The following is an 18,055-nucleotide window of genomic DNA, read 5'->3' as shown; positions in this document are numbered from 1 at the left end:
AGCACTAAAAAGCCCTGTATCAAAAGCCTTTAAAGCGTACTGTTACAGGGCTTTTTTATTCGGTTTTTACTACGATTGGTATAATTACATCACACACGCTTGCATTTCTTTTGCGCTTTCAATGCCTTTCTCAATTAAGCTCTGCGCTTCTTGGTTTGAAATCGTCGACATCACTTTATTTACTAATTTCTCAGCACTTGATTCTGATGACGCCTCAACTAAACAACTGTATGCGTTAGCAATATGCTCTTGAATTTCAACTAGAGCTTCAGGGTTACTGTAATCCGCATTTAACGCTTCATCAATTGACTCTGCAAGCTCAGATGCTGAGCTGGCTGCATCACCAAATTGTTCAATATTAATCGCTTCTAGATCTACTGACTCTAGCTTTTCTTGAGCCATATCTACGGCTTTATTTGCAGCCTCTTGTGCTTTATCAATCGCTTCATTTGCGTCGTCACACCCCATTAAAGCCACAGAAAACAACAAAGGTACCAACAATTTTTTGTTCATTTTTTTCTCACTATAAAATAGTTACTATAACCGCATAAGAATAACAGAAAGCCATTAGGGAAGTGTTCATTATTTTATATATATAAAAGCACATTAAATAAATTATTACTTAATATACACACATAATATATACATAGTAATACGAAAAAATATGAATGATATAAATATAGGCAACCAATTACATTCATATAAATTACCTTCACTTACATAAAATAGTTATTTCAAACTATAAACAACAAAATACCTTAATGACATTTGACTTAATGCCGCTATATATTACACAACCTTACTTATTATTTAAAAAATCATGTTTAAATCCATCAAAACTCGAATTGCTGTTAGTGCCGGAATTGCGATATTTATTACGCTAAGTACCGCCATGTTTTTTACTACTATTTCTTATGATAAAGTTAATAAAGACATCACGGAGCATGTATCCTCACAGCTTTCAGATAACATTGACTATAAGTTACTCTCCATTGCCAATCAACAAAGCGCAGAACTTAATGGGCTTTTTTCCCCTGTAATCAGCAACTTAAAACAACTCAAATCAGTTTTAGAGTTATCAAATGATACAAGTGCAGATGCCCAGCTTCTAATTAGACAATTTACATCTTCATTAAAAAATCAAAATGACAGTGTTTTTGCGGGCTTTATGGTGTGGGAGCACAGCCGATTTAATTATGATGATTCTGAATTAACTCAAAAAGCGCTTAACAAACAAGGTGTGCTTGCTCCCTTCTTCTCACCGACAGACACAAGTTTTGAAGCTCTTGGAATGGAGAGTTTTAAAAATACGTCACTAAATGATAATGGTGAGCGTATTGATGAATGGCATTTAACGCCTTATGAAACAGGTAACAGCTTTGTAATGGAGCCGTATTATTACAATGTAAGAGGCAACCAAGAGCTAATCACGACAATTAGCCTACCATTACGATCAAATAACAAAATAGTCGGATCTCTTGGTTATGATTGGTCCATCAAAAGTTTTCAAGCTATTAGTAAACAAGCAGCAGACACCATTGGGATCCCTGGAGCTGTAGTTTCTATTGCCTCTTGGGAGGGTCGCTTACTTTCTTTTAGCCAAGATGAAAATCTAGTTGGCGAAAAAGTAAAAGATGATTTTGCAAATCACTGGAATGATATTCAGCGAGAATCACGCAACAACGCCTCTTTTCTAAAAAATATAGGACATTTTAAAACCGCTATTTCTACAATCAATACGGGCGCAAAGCCATGGATTGTTATGGTATCTATACCAACTGAAGTGCTACAACAAGAAATTACTGATTTTAATCACTTTAGTAATGAGCTAAGCCAACAAGCACTTTCTAATGGCTTATTAAGTGGCCTAGTGTCATCTATTATTGGCATCATACTGATTTTCTTTATTGCCAAAAGTATCGGAACAACACTTATTAATCTAACCAACCACTTTGAAAATATTGCTCAAGGCGATGGTGATTTAACGCAACGTATTAATGTTGCCTCTAAAGATGAAATCGGCCAATTGGCGTTCTGGTTTAATACCTTTATTGAGAAGATTCAAAATACACTGCACAATGCAAAAGAAACCGCAGAGTTAGTTTCTCAGTCATCGGCAAATACCATGACAGAAACAGAAAAATCACAAATAAAACTTCAAAGCCAAGTTAATGAAGTAACACAATTAGCAACGGCAATTAATGAGATGAGCGCAACAGCTCAAGAAGTAGCATCGTCAGCATTACAAGCTGCGACAGCGGCAAGTCAAATACAAGCAAGCAGTGAAGATGGTCAAAAGATCATGAATAATGCAGCAGCTTCCGTAGAAGAGTTGGCATCGTTCATTAATGAAGCTCAAGAGCAAGTGGTTAACTTAGCCGTATCAAGTAATGATATCCAAAAAATCCTGCTTGAAATCGGTGGAATTGCTGAACAAACAAATCTACTGGCATTAAATGCTGCAATTGAAGCCGCTCGTGCTGGTGAGCAAGGGCGTGGATTCGCTGTTGTGGCTGATGAAGTTCGTAACCTAGCTAGCCGCACTCAAAGCTCAACTCAAGAAATTAATAGTATGCTTGTGATACTACAACAAAATACTCAAAGCATTGTGACGGTAATGGACAGCAGTCAAAAACAAGCATTAGCTACAAGAGAAGAAACATTAATTGCACAACAGAACTTACAAGAGATCAGCTCTGCTATTCTTGTTGCAAATGATATGAATAATCAAATTGCTTCAGCGGCAGAAGAACAAAGTTCAGTCTCTGAAGAGATCAATCGTAATGTAACAAGCATTAACGAAGCCGCTAACGAAGTGCTTTCAGATATGCATAACTCATTAAATGATACTGCTGAGCTAACAAAAGAGAGCCACTCATTAACTCAGAAATTAAGCGCTTTTAAAACTCAGTAAGTTTAAACAATACTAAGTCTTAACCTACCTAAACCATGCTTTTTAACGATTGCATGGCTTTTTCTTTATCAAAAAGTAGCGTGAACTTTATGAACAAAATTCATTTTATGTTCTAAATAGCCATTATCTCCTCTATCTAGTCAAAAACCACCTAGGTGTATAACATTTACGCAACAACTAAGAAAAAGCAGTATGTACATAGAACGATAACAACCCAAAGAGGTTGCTCACTCTACAATCAGGTCTCACAAGATAATTACAGCGAGATTTGAACCATAAGGAAACGTTATTCATGCTTACTTTATTTAAAAAACAGTTCACGGCTTCAATGATTGCAGCCTCTTTTGCACTTTCAGGCTCAGCAATAGCGGCAGAACTTGAAAAAATTCACTTCATCATTCCTGGTGGTGCTGGAGGTGGTTGGGATATGACTGCTCGTGGTACCGGTGATGTATTGCTTAAATCAGACATAATTGAGCAAGCCTCATATCAGAACCTTTCTGGCGGTGGCGGCGGTAAAGCTATTGCACATTTAATTGAAACAGCAGAGCGCCAACCTGACACCTTAATGGTGAACTCAACACCTATCGTTATCCGTTCTCTCAGTGGTATTTTTCCACAATCATTCCGTGATTTAACGCCTATTGCAGCAACTATTGCCGATTACGGTGCGATTGTTGTAAATAAAGACTCTAAATACACAAGCTGGGAACAAGTCGTTGCTGATTTTGAAAAAGATCCTCGCTCAGTGAAAATTGCCGGCGGTTCAGCACGAGGCAGCATGGATCACCTTGTTGCGGCGGCTGCTTTTAAAGGCGAAGGATTTGATGCAAGAAAAGTACGCTACATTGCTTATGATGCCGGTGGTAAAGCCATGGCTGCCTTACTGTCAGGGGAGACACCTCTGCTTTCAACAGGTCTAGGTGAAGTGCTTGAAATGTCAAAAAGTGGCCAAGTTCGCATTCTGGCTATCACAGCTCCAAAACGTTTAGAGAGTGCACCTGATATCCCAACACTGACTGAATACGGCAATGACACCGTCTTTGCTAACTGGCGTGGTTTCTTCGCAGCGCCTGGGACGCCACAAGCGAAAATCGACGAGTACAGAGGAGCCTTTGATAAAATGTATGAAACGGAGCAATGGGCTGTCGTTCGTGACCGTAATGGTTGGATTGATAATTACAAAGCAGACAAAGACTTTTATATCTTCCTTGAAGAGCAAGAACTGCTAATGGGTAACCTAATGCGTGAACTTGGCTTCTTGAAGTAAAACCTTTAGCTGTCTTGAATAATTAATGATTCCCCGGATATGACTCATTAATGTTCCTGCTACATCCTCCTTGCACCGTTAGTTCAAGGCAGCTTTCTTTACCCGATTCAATCTACCTTTCTTTAATGGACTTATGGAGAGAACTCATGCCGTACTCTAGATCTTCTCTACTTTGCCGAGACCGTGTTGGCGCTATCATTTTTCTACTTGTTTGCCTCTGCTACGGATACCAAACCAGTTTGATTCCTTTATTCCCCGGCGATGAATACGAACCCTTCACTGCTCGAACCTTACCTTATATGCTCACTTTTGCGGGCATTTTTCTCTCACTCATACTGATTGTTTCAGCTCAACCTGATGAGAAAAGTGGTGCCATTTTAGGTTTTAATTGGAAACTCTTATTTGGTTTTATCACTTTAATGGTGCTGTATGGTATTGGATTAACTTGGCTTGGTTTTGTATTAGCAACGAGTTTATTTCTGCTTGCTGGCTTCTACTTATTAGGAGAGCGACGCAAACCAGTATTATTTGGTGCTTCCTTCCCATTTGTTACTGGCTTTTGGCTACTTCTTACTAAGGGTTTAGATATCTATCTAGAACCTGGTTATCTTTTTCTTGCTTGGTAAACCCTAGGACTTAATTATGTTAGATGGAATTTTAGCAGGCTTATCAACAGCGATTATGCCAACCAATTTAATGATGGTTATGATCGGCTGTTTTGTGGGTACATTCATTGGTATGTTACCAGGCCTTGGCCCTATCTCTGCCATTGCCTTAATGATCCCTATCAGTTACGGACTTGACCCTGCATCAGGCATGATCTTAATGGCTGGCGTTTATTACGGTGCCGTTTTTGGTGGTTCAACCTCGTCAATACTGATTAATGCTCCCGGTTGTTCATCAACCGTAGTTACAGCTTTTGATGGCTATCCAATGGCACAAAAAGGCCAAGCAGGTAAAGCTCTCGCACTTGCGGCCTATTCCTCTTTTACTGGCGGAACACTCTCTGCAATCATGCTTTTAATCGCTGCGCCAGCACTAGCAAAAGTGTCGTTAAGCTTTCAATCCTCCGATTACTTTGCCCTAATGTTAGTCGGTTTATCGGCTGTTGCTGCGTTTGCAGGTAAAGGTCAAGTCATTAAAGCATGGATGATGACTGTACTTGGTTTAATGCTTTCAACAGTAGGCATCGATAAAGGGGTTGGTGTAGAGCGATTTACCTTCGGCTTAACCGATTTAATGGATGGTTTCAGCTTCTTACTACTGGCAATGGCAACTTTCGCATTAGGGGAAACCTTAATGGGAATACTCAAACCAGAGCAAGACACTCGTGATGATGAACAGAGTAAAATGTCAGATCTTGGTAGCATGAAAATAACCAAAGAAGAAGTAAAAGAGGTGGCGCCTGTTGCGATTCGCTCATCCATTCTTGGCTTCTTTACCGGTGTATTACCGGGTGCTGGCGCAACCATTGCTGCATTTTTAAGTTACGGTATGGAGCGAAATCTAGCACCAAAAGAGAAAAAAGAAGAATTTGGTAAAGGCAGTATTCGTGGGTTGGTAGCCCCTGAATCAGCAAATAACGCCGCATCAAGTGGGTCATTTGTTCCACTACTGACTCTTGGTATTCCAGGTTCAGGTACGACAGCAATCATGCTAGGTGCCCTTATTGCTTACGGTATTCAGCCAGGTCCAAGATTGTTTGTTGATCACCCTGATATTTTCTGGTCGGTTATTATCTCAATGTACTTTGGTAATATCGTTCTGGTTATCCTAAATTTACCCTTGATTCCATACATCTCAAAATTGCTTGCGATACCAAGAACCGTATTGATGCCAATGGTTTTATTCTTCTCAATCACAGGGGTTTATTTAGTCTCTTTTAATACAATTGATGTTTTCATCATGATCTTAATTGCGATGGTCGCTATTGCGCTTCGGCTAGCTAACTTCCCCCTCGCCCCCTTATTACTTGGCTTTATCTTGGGTGGAATGATGGAAGAGAACTTACGTCGAGCATTAATGATAAGTGATGGTGAGTTAAGTTTCTTATGGGAGCGTCCAATTACCTTTACCTTTACTGCAATCGCAGCCGTCGTACTAATCCTTCCAATAGTACTGACATTCGTTAATAAAATTATCCGACTTAAGTTCGCGGTAAAATCGTAATCAATTAATTTAATCGTCTACACATAGGCGCCAATGATAAAGGATCATTGGTGCCTATTCCCCTGCTGTCATTTCTTTTTTTCATGCTACAATCGCCCTCTATTTATATATCTGAGATTTCACATGCCATTTTCCAAACTTGGGTTAAGCGATCCAATTTTAAAAGCCATCGACGAGCTGGGTTATAAAGCCCCAACTCCAATTCAAGAAAAAGCCATTCCCGTTGCGCTTACTGGAAAAAACCTGATTGCTGCTGCGCAAACAGGTACAGGTAAAACAGCTAGCTTTGTATTACCTATTTTAGAAATCCTCAGCGAAAATCAAACTAAAGTTCGAGCTAAACGTGTTCGTGCATTAATTTTAACGCCAACGCGTGAGCTAGCAATTCAAGTTGAAGACAACATTCAGAAGTACAGCAAGCACATTGATATTGCATCATTAGCTATGTATGGCGGTGTTGATTATAAAAACCAAAAAGAACGCCTAATTAAAGGGGTTGATGTTCTGGTTGCGACGCCGGGTCGTTTGCTTGATATGTACACACAGCGTGCAATTCATTTTGATGAGATTGAGATCTTAGTTCTTGATGAAGCCGACCGTATGTTAGATATGGGCTTTATTGAAGACATCAACAAAATCATTGAGCGCTTACCATTAGATCGCCAAAACATGCTGTTCTCAGCAACACTGTCTGATCAAGTTCGTTATTTAGCAAAAACAGCGGTAAATAACCCAATTGAAATTACTATTTCGCCAAAAACGACCTCTGCACCACAGATTGACCAATGGCTAACAACGGTAGATAAAGATAAAAAATCGGCACTACTGAGCCACCTAATTAAAGAAAACAATTGGGACCAAGCGCTGATCTTTATTGAGACAAAGCATGGTGCAGCGAAGCTAGTAAGCCAGTTAGAGAAACGTGATATTCGAGCTGAAGCTTTCCACAGTGGCCGAAGCCAAGAAGCACGAGCAAAAGTGCTGAATGACTTTAAAGAAGGCAAATTACAATACTTAGTTGCTACTGGTATTGCGGCTCGTGGTATTGATATTGATGAACTAACGCGCGTAGTAAACTATGACCTACCTTTCCCGGCAGATGACTATGTGCACCGTATTGGTCGTACTGGCCGTGCGGGAGCAAAAGGTGAGGCTATCTCATTTGTTTCTAAAGACGATTTTAAGAATCTATGTATGATTGAAAAACGTCTTGGCCACTTAATTGTACGTAAAGAAATTGAAGGGTTTGCGCCACGTAAAGAAGTGCCTATTTCTATTTTGAACTTTAAGCCAAAAAGAAAACCAGAATCAAAAGCGTAATCGCTTAATCACGTTTTCATCTTTATTAAGATAAATAAAAAACGCCCAAGCTTAATAATAAGTTTGGGCGTTTTTATATCGATTGTTCACTTATAGCAAATGTTTTAAAGCATGTTCCGCTCTCTCATAGCCTAAATCGATCATCTCTGCCGTACGTTCGAACTCAAAAGTACCGCACGCGTCTCGCGCTATTTCAACCGTAATATCAGGCGGGTAAGCGGCCAACTTTTGTCTTGCAATGGTGCTCTGCATTGCATCAAATGCTTGGTTGGCAATATCATACATTCCTAAGTCAATTCTTGAAGTTTTTGCGGTTAACGAACCAAAATAGTCACTGACTTTTCGGTGAAATGGCATATCTTCTTCTGGCTCTTGTGCTGAAATATTCACCTGATTAATTTCAAAATCATCAAGTTTATGGGTCATCTCACCCGCTAAATTGACCGCTAAAGTGATATCCGAATGATCACCAAACGTTGGTGCAATCGGCACTGGGTTTAATACACCACCATCAATTAACGTTTTGCCATTAAACTCTATAGGCATTAAGTATAAAGGCAATGAGATAGACGCTCGAATGGCTTGCAATAACGATCCTTTTTGCAGCCATACTTCTTTTTCGTTACTAATATCAGCCGCTACCGCGGTATAAGGAATGGCTAAATCTTCGATATGCAAATCACCAAGAATGTCACTCAAACGGTTCATTACTTTCTCGCCTTTAATAAGCCCGCCTTTTCCCCAGTTAAAATCCATCAAAGAAACAATATCAAGCTTGGTAATGGTTCGCATCCAATCTTCAAATTCATCCAGTTTTCCTGCTGCGTACACTCCACCAACAACCGTACCAATAGAACAACCAGAGACAGATACAATCTCAAAATCATGTTCTTCTAACCAGCGGATCACGCCGATATGAGCAAGACCTCTCGCGCCACCACTTCCAAGAACAAGTGATACTGTTTTTTTCTTCATAGGGCTTCTCCCTTCCATGATTACTCTGCTTTAATATCCATAAACTGTGCGTTTAACACTTGTTGTAAAGCACTAGGAGCCAGGCCAATATCTAGCCCTCTTTTACCACCACTGACATACATGGTTTCAAACTGTTCAGCACTATTATCGATCACGGTTTTCAATCGTTTCTTCTGACCAAGAGGACTCACGCCTCCCATCACATATCCAGTGGATTTTTGAACTAAGGCGGGATCTGCCATTTTGGCTTTTTTTCCACCAACGGCTTTAGCGATTAACTTCATGCTTAAATGAGCAGCAACAGGAATAATGCCCACAACAAGTTCTTTTTCATCCACTTGAACAACTAAGGTTTTAAATACCTCTTCATGAGGCAAACCCAGCTTTTCTGCCGCTTCTAACCCATATGCTTGAGCTTTTGGATCATGATGGTACTCAAGCACTTGGTGATCTATTTTTGCTTTCTTTAATAATTTCGTTGCTGGTGTCATTTGTTGTTAATACCTTAAAAAATAGGCTATGCCTTAAAGTATGTTCGCTCTGGTCGCCCAACGCTGCCATAAGAGAGGTCGGCACTTAATTCTCCAGAGCTAATCAAATATTCTAAATAACGGCGAGCAGTTGTTCGACTTGCCCCAATTAACTCTCCAGCCTGATCTGCAGTTAACTGTTTTTCATGGCTAAATAATTGACGAACTTTCTCTAAGGTTACGCCATCAATGCCTTTAGGCAGCCTTGCTACTGACTGTGCTGTAGTAGAGTGCAACATTGCATCTACCATGCTTTGATCAATATCAACACGATTAATAAATTGCTGCTTTTGGCTTAAATATTTATTAATTGCGTCTTCTAGTCGACTAAATATAACAGGCTTTAGCAGATAATCTACCACACCACCACGCATGGCTTCTTGCAGCGTATTAACATCTCTATCTGCGGTAATTAATATTACATCAGGGGACGACTCTTTCTGGCGTAATTCACGCAATATATCAAGGCCATTACCATCAGGAAGATAAATGTCCAATAACACCAAATCTGGATTTAGCACCTCAAACAAGAGAGTCGCTTCTTCCTTACTGGCAGCAATGCCAATCACCTCGACGGAATCAATTTTTTCGAGATTACGACGGTGTATTTCTGCAATACCAATGTCATCCTCAACAATAACAATACTGATTTTACTGCTCACACAATATCCTTTTGTTCATTTTTATATTTATAAGAGTGCCGTTTCTACGACTTTAATTCTTTAGGTAAATAAATAGTCATCAATGTGCCTTGTCCTTCACGACTTCTGACCGTAAACTCCCCACGATAATGGTCCACTAGTTGCTGAATTAAATGCAAACCAACACCACGACCTTTATCTGATTTTGTTGATACTCCTCTTTGAGTCAACTGCTTAAAGGTAAATGCCTGTGGTAGGCCACATCCTTTGTCTTCAACCTCAATAATAACTTCTTGGCCAAAATCAGTAATGCTCACCACGATAGGTGCAAAATCCCCCATGGGTTTACTTAACGTTGCCTCAAAGGCATTATCAATTAAATTTCCAATAATGGTCACCATATCCTCCGCTCGAATATGCAGAGGAAGCACACTTAATTGCGTACCTTCTTCAATATCAAGCAATAGTCCAAGCTCTCTAGCGCGTTCACTTTTACCAAGTAAGACACCCGCAATCATCGGTTCTGAGATACTCTCTCGTAAAAATTCAATCAGTTTTTGATAACGCTGACTCTCTTGCCCAATGATCTGCTGCACCTCTTCAATTTTTCCTAACTGAATTAGCCCACTAATTGTATTTAACTTATTTCGATGCTCATGAGTTTGTGAACGCAATAAATCGGCATATTGTTTGACTTGAGAAAGCTGAGTCGTTAATTCACTTATCTCATCTTTACGTCGAAAACTGGATACCGCGCCAATCACGACACCATCCATTTTAATCAACTCTCGATTTGCAATTACAGCCTGACCATTTAATAACAGTTCAATATCGTGTTCTGATTGCTGTGTTACTAAAAGCTTAGTTAAATCACTGTCTGGCAACACTTCAATAAACAACTGATTTAACGATTGCTTAGGATCGATCCCTAATATGTCACAGGCACTTTTATTGATAGATCTGAGCTTACCATTGGCATCAATACTTAACACGCCTTCACGTAGCGTAGACAAAGTAACTTGCTGCTCTTTGTATAAACGCCCAAAAGCTTCAGGTTCAAAGCCAAAAATAGACTTTTGAAAGCGTCTTGCAATAAAGTTGGCAATAATCGCATTAGCAAAAATCACCAATACCGCCATCCCAAGAAAGAAACTAAGAAAATGAGATACCTTGCTGTCTATAGTAGTTAATAGATAACCAACAGAAACTACCCCGATAATATTACCTTGCTGGTCGAAAATTGGCGTTTTGCCTCGCACAGAATGACCTAAGGAGCCTTTAGCATAGGAAATATAAGATTCTCCCAACTGTAAGGCTTGTTGGTTATCTCCACCTTGCATCGCTTTACCAATACGCTCTTTAATTGGGTGAGCAATACGTATTCCTTTTTTATTACCAACCACGATAAACGCAGCGCCAATAGAGGTTCGTAATCGCTCTATTTTCTCTTCAATTAATGTCGGTGAATTTTGCTCTACGGCGGAAATAACGATAGGCGATTGAGCAAGAAACCGAGCAACCCCTAATGCTTTATCTCCGCTGTCTTGAGATTCCCAGTGCTTGATGTACAAAAAGGCACAAATAGACAAAATGAGTAATTTACCGATACCCGAAATGGTCATCACTACTAACAATCGACGTCGAAAACTCAGATCACGCCAAGACATTCACACCTCACACTTCCCTATAGACAAACAAAGAGTATCACAATCCATTAACCTAATCTTAAACCTTGTTCATACTCTTGATCACATCAAATAAATATTTCCATTTATTCAATAGCAAACCTAGGGAATTAATTCAATATCACCTAAGTTCTGTGGTATAAAAAGCGCGCTTCTTTTCAGCATTTTTAACTCTTCCCTAAAAGGTTCCCGTTACTATGAAAAGCGATATTGAAATTTGCCAAACTGCGACACTTACCAGAATGAAAACGATTGCGTCAAACTTAGGGCTGCATGATGATGACATTACCCCACAAGGTCGCTATAAAGCAAAAGTCAATATTGACGCCTTAAAACACCTTGAAGATAAATCAAATGGTAAGCTTATTCTTGTTAGTGCGATTACTCCAACACCGCTTGGCGAAGGAAAAACAGTAACAACTATTGGATTGGCTCAAGGTCTAGCAAAATTAGGGGAATCCGTTAGTGCCTGTATCCGACAGCCGTCTATGGGACCAGTATTTGGTGTAAAAGGTGGTGCTGCAGGTGGTGGTTATAGCCAAGTAGCTCCGATGGAAGAATTAAATTTACACCTAACTGGTGATATTCATGCGATTACCGCGGCACATAATTTAGCTTCTGCGGCCATTGATGCTCGTATCTACCATGAGCAACGCCTAGGTTACGAACTATTCTCTGAAAAGAACGATCTTCCTGCATTACGAATTGACTCTAACCGAGTAGTTTGGAAGCGAGTAATGGACCATAACGATCGTGCGCTTCGTATGGTGACCATTGGTAAAAATGAAGATGGAAAAAACATTAATGGTTACGAACGTGAAGATGGTTTTGATATTACCGCCGCTTCTGAATTGATGGCTATTCTGGCACTGGCAACCGATCTTCAAGACTTACGTCAACGCATCGGCCGTATTGTCGTGGCTTATAACCTGGATGGTGAACCTATCACTACAGAAGATCTTCAAGTCGCAGGTGCAATGACCGTTACCATGAAATTTGCTATTAACCCAACCTTGATGCAAACGTTAGAAGGTGTCCCTACCTTTGTTCACTCGGGTCCTTTTGCTAATATCGCCCATGGTAACTCCTCTATCATTGCAGATAATATCGCTTTAAAACTAACGGATTATACGGTTACAGAAGGTGGCTTTGGCTCAGATATGGGCTTAGAGAAAGCCTGCAACATTAAAGCACCATTAGCAGGAAAAGCACCTGATTGTGCAGTGCTTGTTGCAACGCTTCGAGGTATAAAAGCAAACTCAGGCTTATTCCCGTTATCAGCAGGTCAAGCTTTGCCTAAAGCTCTATTCACTCCAAACCAAGAAGCCTTAAATGCAGGGCTAGAGAATTTACAATGGCACATTAATAACTGTGCTAAATATGGTCTTCCTGTTGTTGTAGCAATTAACCGCTTCCCTGAAGACACTCAAGAAGAGTTGAATTTCTTACAACAATGGATTTCAGCACAAGCATCAGAAACGAATGTCGATGTCTCTATCAGTGAAGCATTCGTAAAAGGTGGTGAAGGCGCAAAAGATCTCGCTTCAAAAGTTATCGCAGCTTGTAAAAAAACCACTCAATTTACCCCACTATACACAAATGACATGAGCTTATTTGATAAGTTAAATGCCGTTGCAATAAAAGGTTACGGTGCAGAACGAATCGAATTATCAGAAAAAGCCCAACAACAATTAGAACAGTTTGAGAAATTAGGTTACCAATCTTTAGCTGTTTGTATGGCAAAAACGCCCGCTTCTATTTCTACCGATGGCAACATTAAAGGTGCACCGACCGATTTCATTGTACCTATTCGTGAATTAAAACTGTGTGCCGGTGCTGGATTTATATACGCATTGTGTGGCAATGTGATGACCATGCCTGGCTTACCTGAAAAGCCTGCTTTTATGAATTTAGACATTGATACAGACGGAAACATCATCGGACTCAGCTAAGATCACATAACTTAATATAGATCATATTCTATGTGCTACATTTACTGTTAATCTAGCTTCAACTTTTTATACAATTTTACTTATAATTTTTGAGGTTATCCTGATGGATATGACAAATGCTCAACGCTTAATTCTTTCAAACCAGTATTATTTAATGTCACAGATGGATCCTGCTAATGCAGCAAAATACCAACGCCAACAGTTAATTGTTGAGCGTGGTTATGAACTGCAGATCCGCGAACTGGATAAAGATTTTGGTTGTATTACAGAAGCAGAATGTCGTGAGATCATTGATTTCATGGAGATGTACCATGCAATGCAAGAGTCTTACAACATGCTAGTACCTGAGTGTCAGGCAAAGGTTGATGCTCGTCGCCTTCAGTTTTTAGGGTTTGATGTAGCTACGGAAGCACAACAAGTAAATTACGTTCGCTTCTTAACAAGCTCTGAAGGTTTATACCCTCAGTTTGATAAAGCCGATCACCACTTTAACAGTCAAATGCCGATGATGGATAAATACCGTCGTATGCTAACGACATGGCGCAACTGCCCACGTCAATATCACTTATGCTCGACTGAATTAGCGCAAATTTTTAACGCTTAATTTCTATATAAATAAGTTAAAGCATAAATAATCTATTTAAAATCCTCGCACTAGCGGGGATTTTTTATGCCTGCAATTTACTATTTTTACCTTTTTATCTAAAAGAAAAAATCCCCACTGACGGATCAGTGAGGATTTTGGTTTTCTAATTAATTACAGCTAACAATCCCCCCTTATAGAATTGAAAGTGTCATCATTATTTAGAAAGCTATATTACCAGCTGTAAGAAGCACCAATTACGAATGCGTTATTGTAGTTGTCAGCTTGGTTACGATACTCAACATATGGTTGAACACCTTCTGATTTGTTCCATGTAGCACGAAGCTCGTGGTCCATAGAGCTATCACGTGAATCACCATTATGAGCATCACCAGCCAATACATACACATTATTGTAGCTTAACGTCACTGCCGCATCTGGTAGTGTATAAGCAATACGGTTATCAAAACGTACATCCATGTCATTCGCATTTTTATCTGCTGCATCAATCTGAGCACGAGTTCGGTTAGAAATAGAAATACCATTGTCAAAGTTATAACCAATTTTCACTAATGGGCGATATTGTACTTCTTTACCGTTAGCCATTAAGTGGTGGTAACCAACAGCCATCCATAAGTTTTCGTCAATCGCGAATGATTGCTCTGCACCTAATGTTACGTACGCTGGAGAGTTAAATTTCTCCATTGATTTAGACCCATCTGAGTGCGTTACTTCTTGTGCTTTTAGTGAACCTATTTGAATACCATCAAACTCGGTTAATAGTGTTAAACCACCAAATGAATTATCAAACGTATGACCCGCTTCTAGTGTAGATGTCATACCAGAACCGTGCAGGTTACTATCGTGTGCTTGTACGTTACCAGTGACATAAGTTGAGTCAGCCATTGCTGCACCAGAAAGAAGAATTGCTGGAACGATAAGTGCTAGTGTTGATTTTTTCATGTGATATACCCTGTATGTTTAAACTGTTTGGTTTGGTTCTTCTATTAAGTTCATCAATACATAAAGACCAAACTCTAAAAATTTTGTAATCCGTTTAAATGTTTCTCTGAATCCGTTGAGATGAATTATGCTTTATTAATTCGCCCTAAAAAATAAAGACCAAATAAACTATGACCAACTTCAAAAATGGCCTACATAAAAAAATATAAATTATTTTATAACAATAAGTTAATGGTAAAATTTCATTTTATAATTTATAAACATTTCGATTATTACCAAGTCAGATCACACTTTTATCCGCCCTAATTAACAGATAGGGAGATCTAGATCACTCTAGATAGAGAACAAAAAAGGTCTTGTTAGTTTCTATTAGGCACTGTATTTGAAGTGAGTCGCATTATTAATTTTGAGGTAAAAAATAAATACACCGATATTATTTTCACTGCTGGCTCTTTTTATTAGATAAATGAAGAAGTACACTGCTGCCTCAATCTAATTTCAGGTGTGGTTATGTTTTATCAGTGCCCTTTATGCCAACACGAGTTGCGCTTTGCCAACAATCAATACCGTTGTGAAAACAACCATCAGTTTGACAACGCAAAAGAAGGTTATGTAAACCTAATGCCAGCTCATCACAAGCGTTCTAAAAATCCAGGTGATAATAAAGAGATGATGCAAGCTAGGCGTGCTTTTTTAGAGGCTGGACATTATCAGCCTATGCAACAACACGTAGCCGAGTTATGCCAAAAATATGTGACCAATAATGAAGCAAGCCTACTTGATATTGGTTGTGGTGAAGGCTATTACACCTCAAAAATTGCAGAATATTTACATAGCGAAAATGCTAATATCTATGGATTGGATATTTCAAAAGTCGCGATTAAGTTCGCAGCCAAGCGTTATCTAAATTGCCAATTTAGCGTTGCCTCTAGCCACCGTTTGCCTTTCCCTGATCAAAGCCTAGATGCTGTTGTTCGTATTTATGCACCATGTAAAGCAGAAGAATTACACCGCGCAATTAAAAATGGCGGCTATCTAATTACTGTTACCCCAGCCAGCCATCATTTATTCGAACTTCGTGAAGGAGTGTATGGTGAAGTTCGCCTGCATGATGAAACAGCAGAAGCTCTTACTGACTTTGAACTTATTGAAGAGAAAAAATTAACTTACGATATGCGCTTGAACGGCTTAGAAGCATTGCATTTATTAGATATGACACCATTTGCTTGGAAAGCAACAGCTGAATTTAAAACTGAGCTGCAAGAGAAGTCAGAATTTGATTGTAAAGCGGATTTTATGATTAGAGTGTATAAAAAAGCATAGTCTGTTTATCATTATTATAACCATCTGAAAGATGAAAATTCAGATGGTTATACCAATGGTACTTATTAGATGATAATTCTTGGAATTGGTATTACTTATTTTCTGTATTCGCATTAGCAATACTTTGATCAACCTTCTGCAACCCACTCTCCTCCGCCCTCAACTCTTTATCTTTCAATAAAGACTGTTTTAAAAGTGCAGAATATAACGGTTGCCCGCCCAATGCTTGAGCAATAAACGTCGCACCAAGTGTTGTCACTAATAGCGGTAAGATCAACTGATAATTATTCGTCATTTCAACCACAAGGATAACACCTGTCACAGGGGCTCTTACTGTAGCGGCAAACAATGCTCCCATCCCTGCGATAGCATAAACGCCGGGATTTGATATCCAACCGGGAAACCATACTGACATTACCACACCATAAGATAAACCAAGTAAGGTACCTAGCGCTAACATTGGGGCAAAAATTCCTCCCGGGGCACCTGATGAAAAACAAGCAACGGTAACAATCACTCGTAATACAAAGAAGCCAACCATGATCATCCATGCCATTGGGCTATAAAACATCTCAGTAATGATTTCCATCCCACTGCCAGATAGTTTAGGAGTCACTAAATGCAACAAAGCAAAAGTGCCGCCAAACGCTGCGCCCATCAGCACAATGCGAGGCAATTTATTTTGGTGGAAGTCTTTAACCTTACTCGTTCCTTTTAAAATCCATTTATTAAAAATCACCCCAATAATGCCAAAGATAATCCCTAAAATGGCAAAAAGGATCAGTGAACGTAATGGTGGAACATCAAAACTTGGAATCGTTAAAAATGCTTCTTGCCCATGTAAAGAGCGCATCACTATCGTTGCTACCGCTGTGGCTAATGTCACACACTTTATTGAAGTGATGTTATAACGAAACTGAGGACGCATCTCTTCAACCACAAACAAAATGCCAGCAAGAGGCGCGTTAAATGCCGCCGCTAAACCTGCCGCCGCCCCTGCTGCTGTTAATATATGAGAAGAATGACTGAATCGTTTACCTTTACATGCGATCATTCTACCTACAGCACCACCAATTTGAATTGATGGCCCTTCACGGCCAAGCACCATTCCTGAACCAATCGTTAATGTGCCTGCAATAAATTTAATGGGCAATACACGAGCCCAACGGATCTCTTGAGTCCCATCAAGAGCCCCTTCAATATGAGGGATCCCACTACCCGCAGTCTCTGGTGCAAATCGAAAAGTAAGCCAAAAACCAACAGCTGCCATCGCAGCCCCCGCTAATACCGCAGCAACAGGCGCTAAATACTCAGAGTAAGGAAATGAATGAATGAATTGGAGACGCTGTTCACCGAACAATCGAATTGAGGCTTCAAATAAAGCAACAACAGATCCGGCAATACCACCAACTAATGCAGATAAGAAAAGCAGCGCATAATAATCAGTTTGTGTGGTTAGACATTTTGGCGTAGTACGATGCTTTAACATCCCACCTTGAAAAAAACGAAAATTGGGTGATTTTGGCATTTATCGTATCAACTTAGCACATAAAGAGCATTGGCGGCGTAATTAAAATAAGAACACAAATAATTATACGCTTCGGCAACGGATAGACCCTAACCATTTACAAAAACTTAGATTGATTAAATGACCAAGATCGACCTTTGATATAAATCAAATAAATCACTTCTTCATTTTTCGTCACAAAGTTCATTAAAATAAAAAACCC

The 18,055-nt window shown here is 39.5% G+C and carries 15 protein-coding genes; 8 read left to right on the top strand and 7 right to left on the bottom strand.

All coding sequences use genetic code 11. The features are described from left to right. Positions 1-84 precede the first annotated feature (84 nt). Positions 85-513: a hypothetical protein gene (locus tag F8B77_RS07005; RefSeq protein ID WP_151654762.1), complete on the bottom strand. Its 429-nt coding sequence runs from the start codon at positions 511-513 to the stop codon at positions 85-87. A 307-nt stretch (positions 514-820) separates the two neighbouring features. Between F8B77_RS07005 and F8B77_RS07000 the strand changes: the two genes are divergently transcribed. The 5 genes from F8B77_RS07000 to F8B77_RS06980 all read left to right on the top strand — a co-directional run bounded on the left by F8B77_RS07000 (position 821) and on the right by F8B77_RS06980 (position 7,673). Continuing rightward, on the top strand, positions 821-2,914 hold the full coding sequence (locus F8B77_RS07000; RefSeq protein WP_151654761.1) for a methyl-accepting chemotaxis protein: 2,094 nt from the start codon (positions 821-823) through the stop codon (positions 2,912-2,914). 292 nt (positions 2,915-3,206) lie between these two features. After that, positions 3,207-4,184 (top strand): tripartite tricarboxylate transporter substrate binding protein, encoded by a 978-nt coding sequence (locus F8B77_RS06995; protein ID WP_151654760.1) that lies wholly within the window; start codon positions 3,207-3,209, stop codon positions 4,182-4,184. Positions 4,185-4,309: 125 nt separating this feature from the next. Continuing rightward, entirely contained in the window at positions 4,310-4,810 is a 501-nt protein-coding gene (locus F8B77_RS06990) for a tripartite tricarboxylate transporter TctB family protein (protein ID WP_151654782.1), read from the top strand. A 16-nt stretch (positions 4,811-4,826) separates the two neighbouring features. Further along, positions 4,827-6,353 carry a tripartite tricarboxylate transporter permease gene (locus tag F8B77_RS06985; RefSeq protein WP_151654759.1) on the top strand — a complete coding sequence of 509 codons (1,527 nt, stop codon included), beginning with the start codon at positions 4,827-4,829 and terminating at the stop codon, positions 6,351-6,353. A gap of 123 nt (positions 6,354-6,476) precedes the next feature. Continuing rightward, entirely contained in the window at positions 6,477-7,673 is a 1,197-nt protein-coding gene (locus F8B77_RS06980; protein WP_151654758.1) for a DEAD/DEAH box helicase, read from the top strand. A gap of 90 nt (positions 7,674-7,763) precedes the next feature. On the opposite strand, the gene F8B77_RS06975 is transcribed toward F8B77_RS06980, so the two are convergent. The 4 genes from F8B77_RS06975 to F8B77_RS06960 are packed head-to-tail and all read right to left on the bottom strand — an operon-like array spanning position 7,764 to position 11,486. Further along, positions 7,764-8,648, bottom strand: a complete 885-nt coding sequence (locus F8B77_RS06975; protein ID WP_151654757.1) for a patatin-like phospholipase family protein — start codon at positions 8,646-8,648, stop codon at positions 7,764-7,766. Positions 8,649-8,668: 20 nt separating this feature from the next. Further along, complete coding sequence (ybaK, locus tag F8B77_RS06970; protein ID WP_130044196.1) at positions 8,669-9,139, bottom strand: Cys-tRNA(Pro) deacylase; 471 nt, start codon at positions 9,137-9,139, stop codon at positions 8,669-8,671. A 26-nt stretch (positions 9,140-9,165) separates the two neighbouring features. After that, positions 9,166-9,840, bottom strand: coding sequence for a response regulator (locus F8B77_RS06965; protein ID WP_151654756.1), 675 nt, complete (start codon positions 9,838-9,840; stop codon positions 9,166-9,168). A 44-nt stretch (positions 9,841-9,884) separates the two neighbouring features. Continuing rightward, positions 9,885-11,486, bottom strand: a complete 1,602-nt coding sequence (locus F8B77_RS06960; protein WP_151654755.1) for an ATP-binding protein — start codon at positions 11,484-11,486, stop codon at positions 9,885-9,887. A gap of 215 nt (positions 11,487-11,701) precedes the next feature. Here F8B77_RS06960 and F8B77_RS06955 point away from each other — a divergent pair, with 215 nt between their 5' ends. Beyond that, the gene (locus F8B77_RS06955) at positions 11,702-13,456 is read left to right on the top strand and encodes a formate--tetrahydrofolate ligase (protein ID WP_151654754.1); all 1,755 of its coding nucleotides are present in this window, start codon (positions 11,702-11,704) and stop codon (positions 13,454-13,456) included. Between the two features lie 103 nt (positions 13,457-13,559). Continuing rightward, positions 13,560-14,060: a YfbU family protein gene (locus F8B77_RS06950; protein WP_130044192.1), complete on the top strand. Its 501-nt coding sequence runs from the start codon at positions 13,560-13,562 to the stop codon at positions 14,058-14,060. 213 nt (positions 14,061-14,273) lie between these two features. Here the strand turns inward: F8B77_RS06950 and F8B77_RS06945 are convergent, their stop codons facing one another. Next, positions 14,274-15,002, bottom strand: a complete 729-nt coding sequence (locus tag F8B77_RS06945) for an oligogalacturonate-specific porin KdgM family protein (RefSeq protein ID WP_151654753.1) — start codon at positions 15,000-15,002, stop codon at positions 14,274-14,276. Positions 15,003-15,512: 510 nt separating this feature from the next. Between F8B77_RS06945 and rlmA the strand changes: the two genes are divergently transcribed. Further along, entirely contained in the window at positions 15,513-16,325 is an 813-nt protein-coding gene (gene rlmA / locus F8B77_RS06940; RefSeq protein ID WP_151654752.1) for a 23S rRNA (guanine(745)-N(1))-methyltransferase, read from the top strand. A 91-nt stretch (positions 16,326-16,416) separates the two neighbouring features. Here the strand turns inward: rlmA and clcA are convergent, their stop codons facing one another. Further along, positions 16,417-17,853, bottom strand: a complete 1,437-nt coding sequence (gene clcA / locus F8B77_RS06935) for a H(+)/Cl(-) exchange transporter ClcA (RefSeq protein ID WP_151654751.1) — start codon at positions 17,851-17,853, stop codon at positions 16,417-16,419. Between the last annotated feature and the right edge of the window lie 202 nt (positions 17,854-18,055).

It is taken from the genome of Aliivibrio finisterrensis, assembly GCF_008933155.1.
Classification (GTDB): Bacteria; Pseudomonadota; Gammaproteobacteria; order Enterobacterales; family Vibrionaceae; genus Aliivibrio; species Aliivibrio finisterrensis.
This window is presented reverse-complemented; position numbering and strand designations above follow the sequence as displayed.

Coding starts and splice junctions, on each gene's coding strand:
- F8B77_RS07005 (WP_151654762.1), bottom strand. CDS start 513: ATGAACAAAAAATTGTTGGTACCTTTGTTGTTTTCTGTGGCTTTAATG.
- F8B77_RS07000 (WP_151654761.1), top strand. CDS start 821: ATGTTTAAATCCATCAAAACTCGAATTGCTGTTAGTGCCGGAATTGCG.
- F8B77_RS06995 (WP_151654760.1), top strand. CDS start 3,207: ATGCTTACTTTATTTAAAAAACAGTTCACGGCTTCAATGATTGCAGCC.
- F8B77_RS06990 (WP_151654782.1), top strand. CDS start 4,310: ATGGACTTATGGAGAGAACTCATGCCGTACTCTAGATCTTCTCTACTT.
- F8B77_RS06985 (WP_151654759.1), top strand. CDS start 4,827: ATGTTAGATGGAATTTTAGCAGGCTTATCAACAGCGATTATGCCAACC.
- F8B77_RS06980 (WP_151654758.1), top strand. CDS start 6,477: ATGCCATTTTCCAAACTTGGGTTAAGCGATCCAATTTTAAAAGCCATC.
- F8B77_RS06975 (WP_151654757.1), bottom strand. CDS start 8,648: ATGAAGAAAAAAACAGTATCACTTGTTCTTGGAAGTGGTGGCGCGAGA.
- ybaK (WP_130044196.1), bottom strand. CDS start 9,139: ATGACACCAGCAACGAAATTATTAAAGAAAGCAAAAATAGATCACCAA.
- F8B77_RS06960 (WP_151654755.1), bottom strand. CDS start 11,486: ATGTCTTGGCGTGATCTGAGTTTTCGACGTCGATTGTTAGTAGTGATG.
- F8B77_RS06955 (WP_151654754.1), top strand. CDS start 11,702: ATGAAAAGCGATATTGAAATTTGCCAAACTGCGACACTTACCAGAATG.
- F8B77_RS06950 (WP_130044192.1), top strand. CDS start 13,560: ATGGATATGACAAATGCTCAACGCTTAATTCTTTCAAACCAGTATTAT.
- F8B77_RS06945 (WP_151654753.1), bottom strand. CDS start 15,002: ATGAAAAAATCAACACTAGCACTTATCGTTCCAGCAATTCTTCTTTCT.
- rlmA (WP_151654752.1), top strand. CDS start 15,513: ATGTTTTATCAGTGCCCTTTATGCCAACACGAGTTGCGCTTTGCCAAC.
- clcA (WP_151654751.1), bottom strand. CDS start 17,853: ATGCCAAAATCACCCAATTTTCGTTTTTTTCAAGGTGGGATGTTAAAG.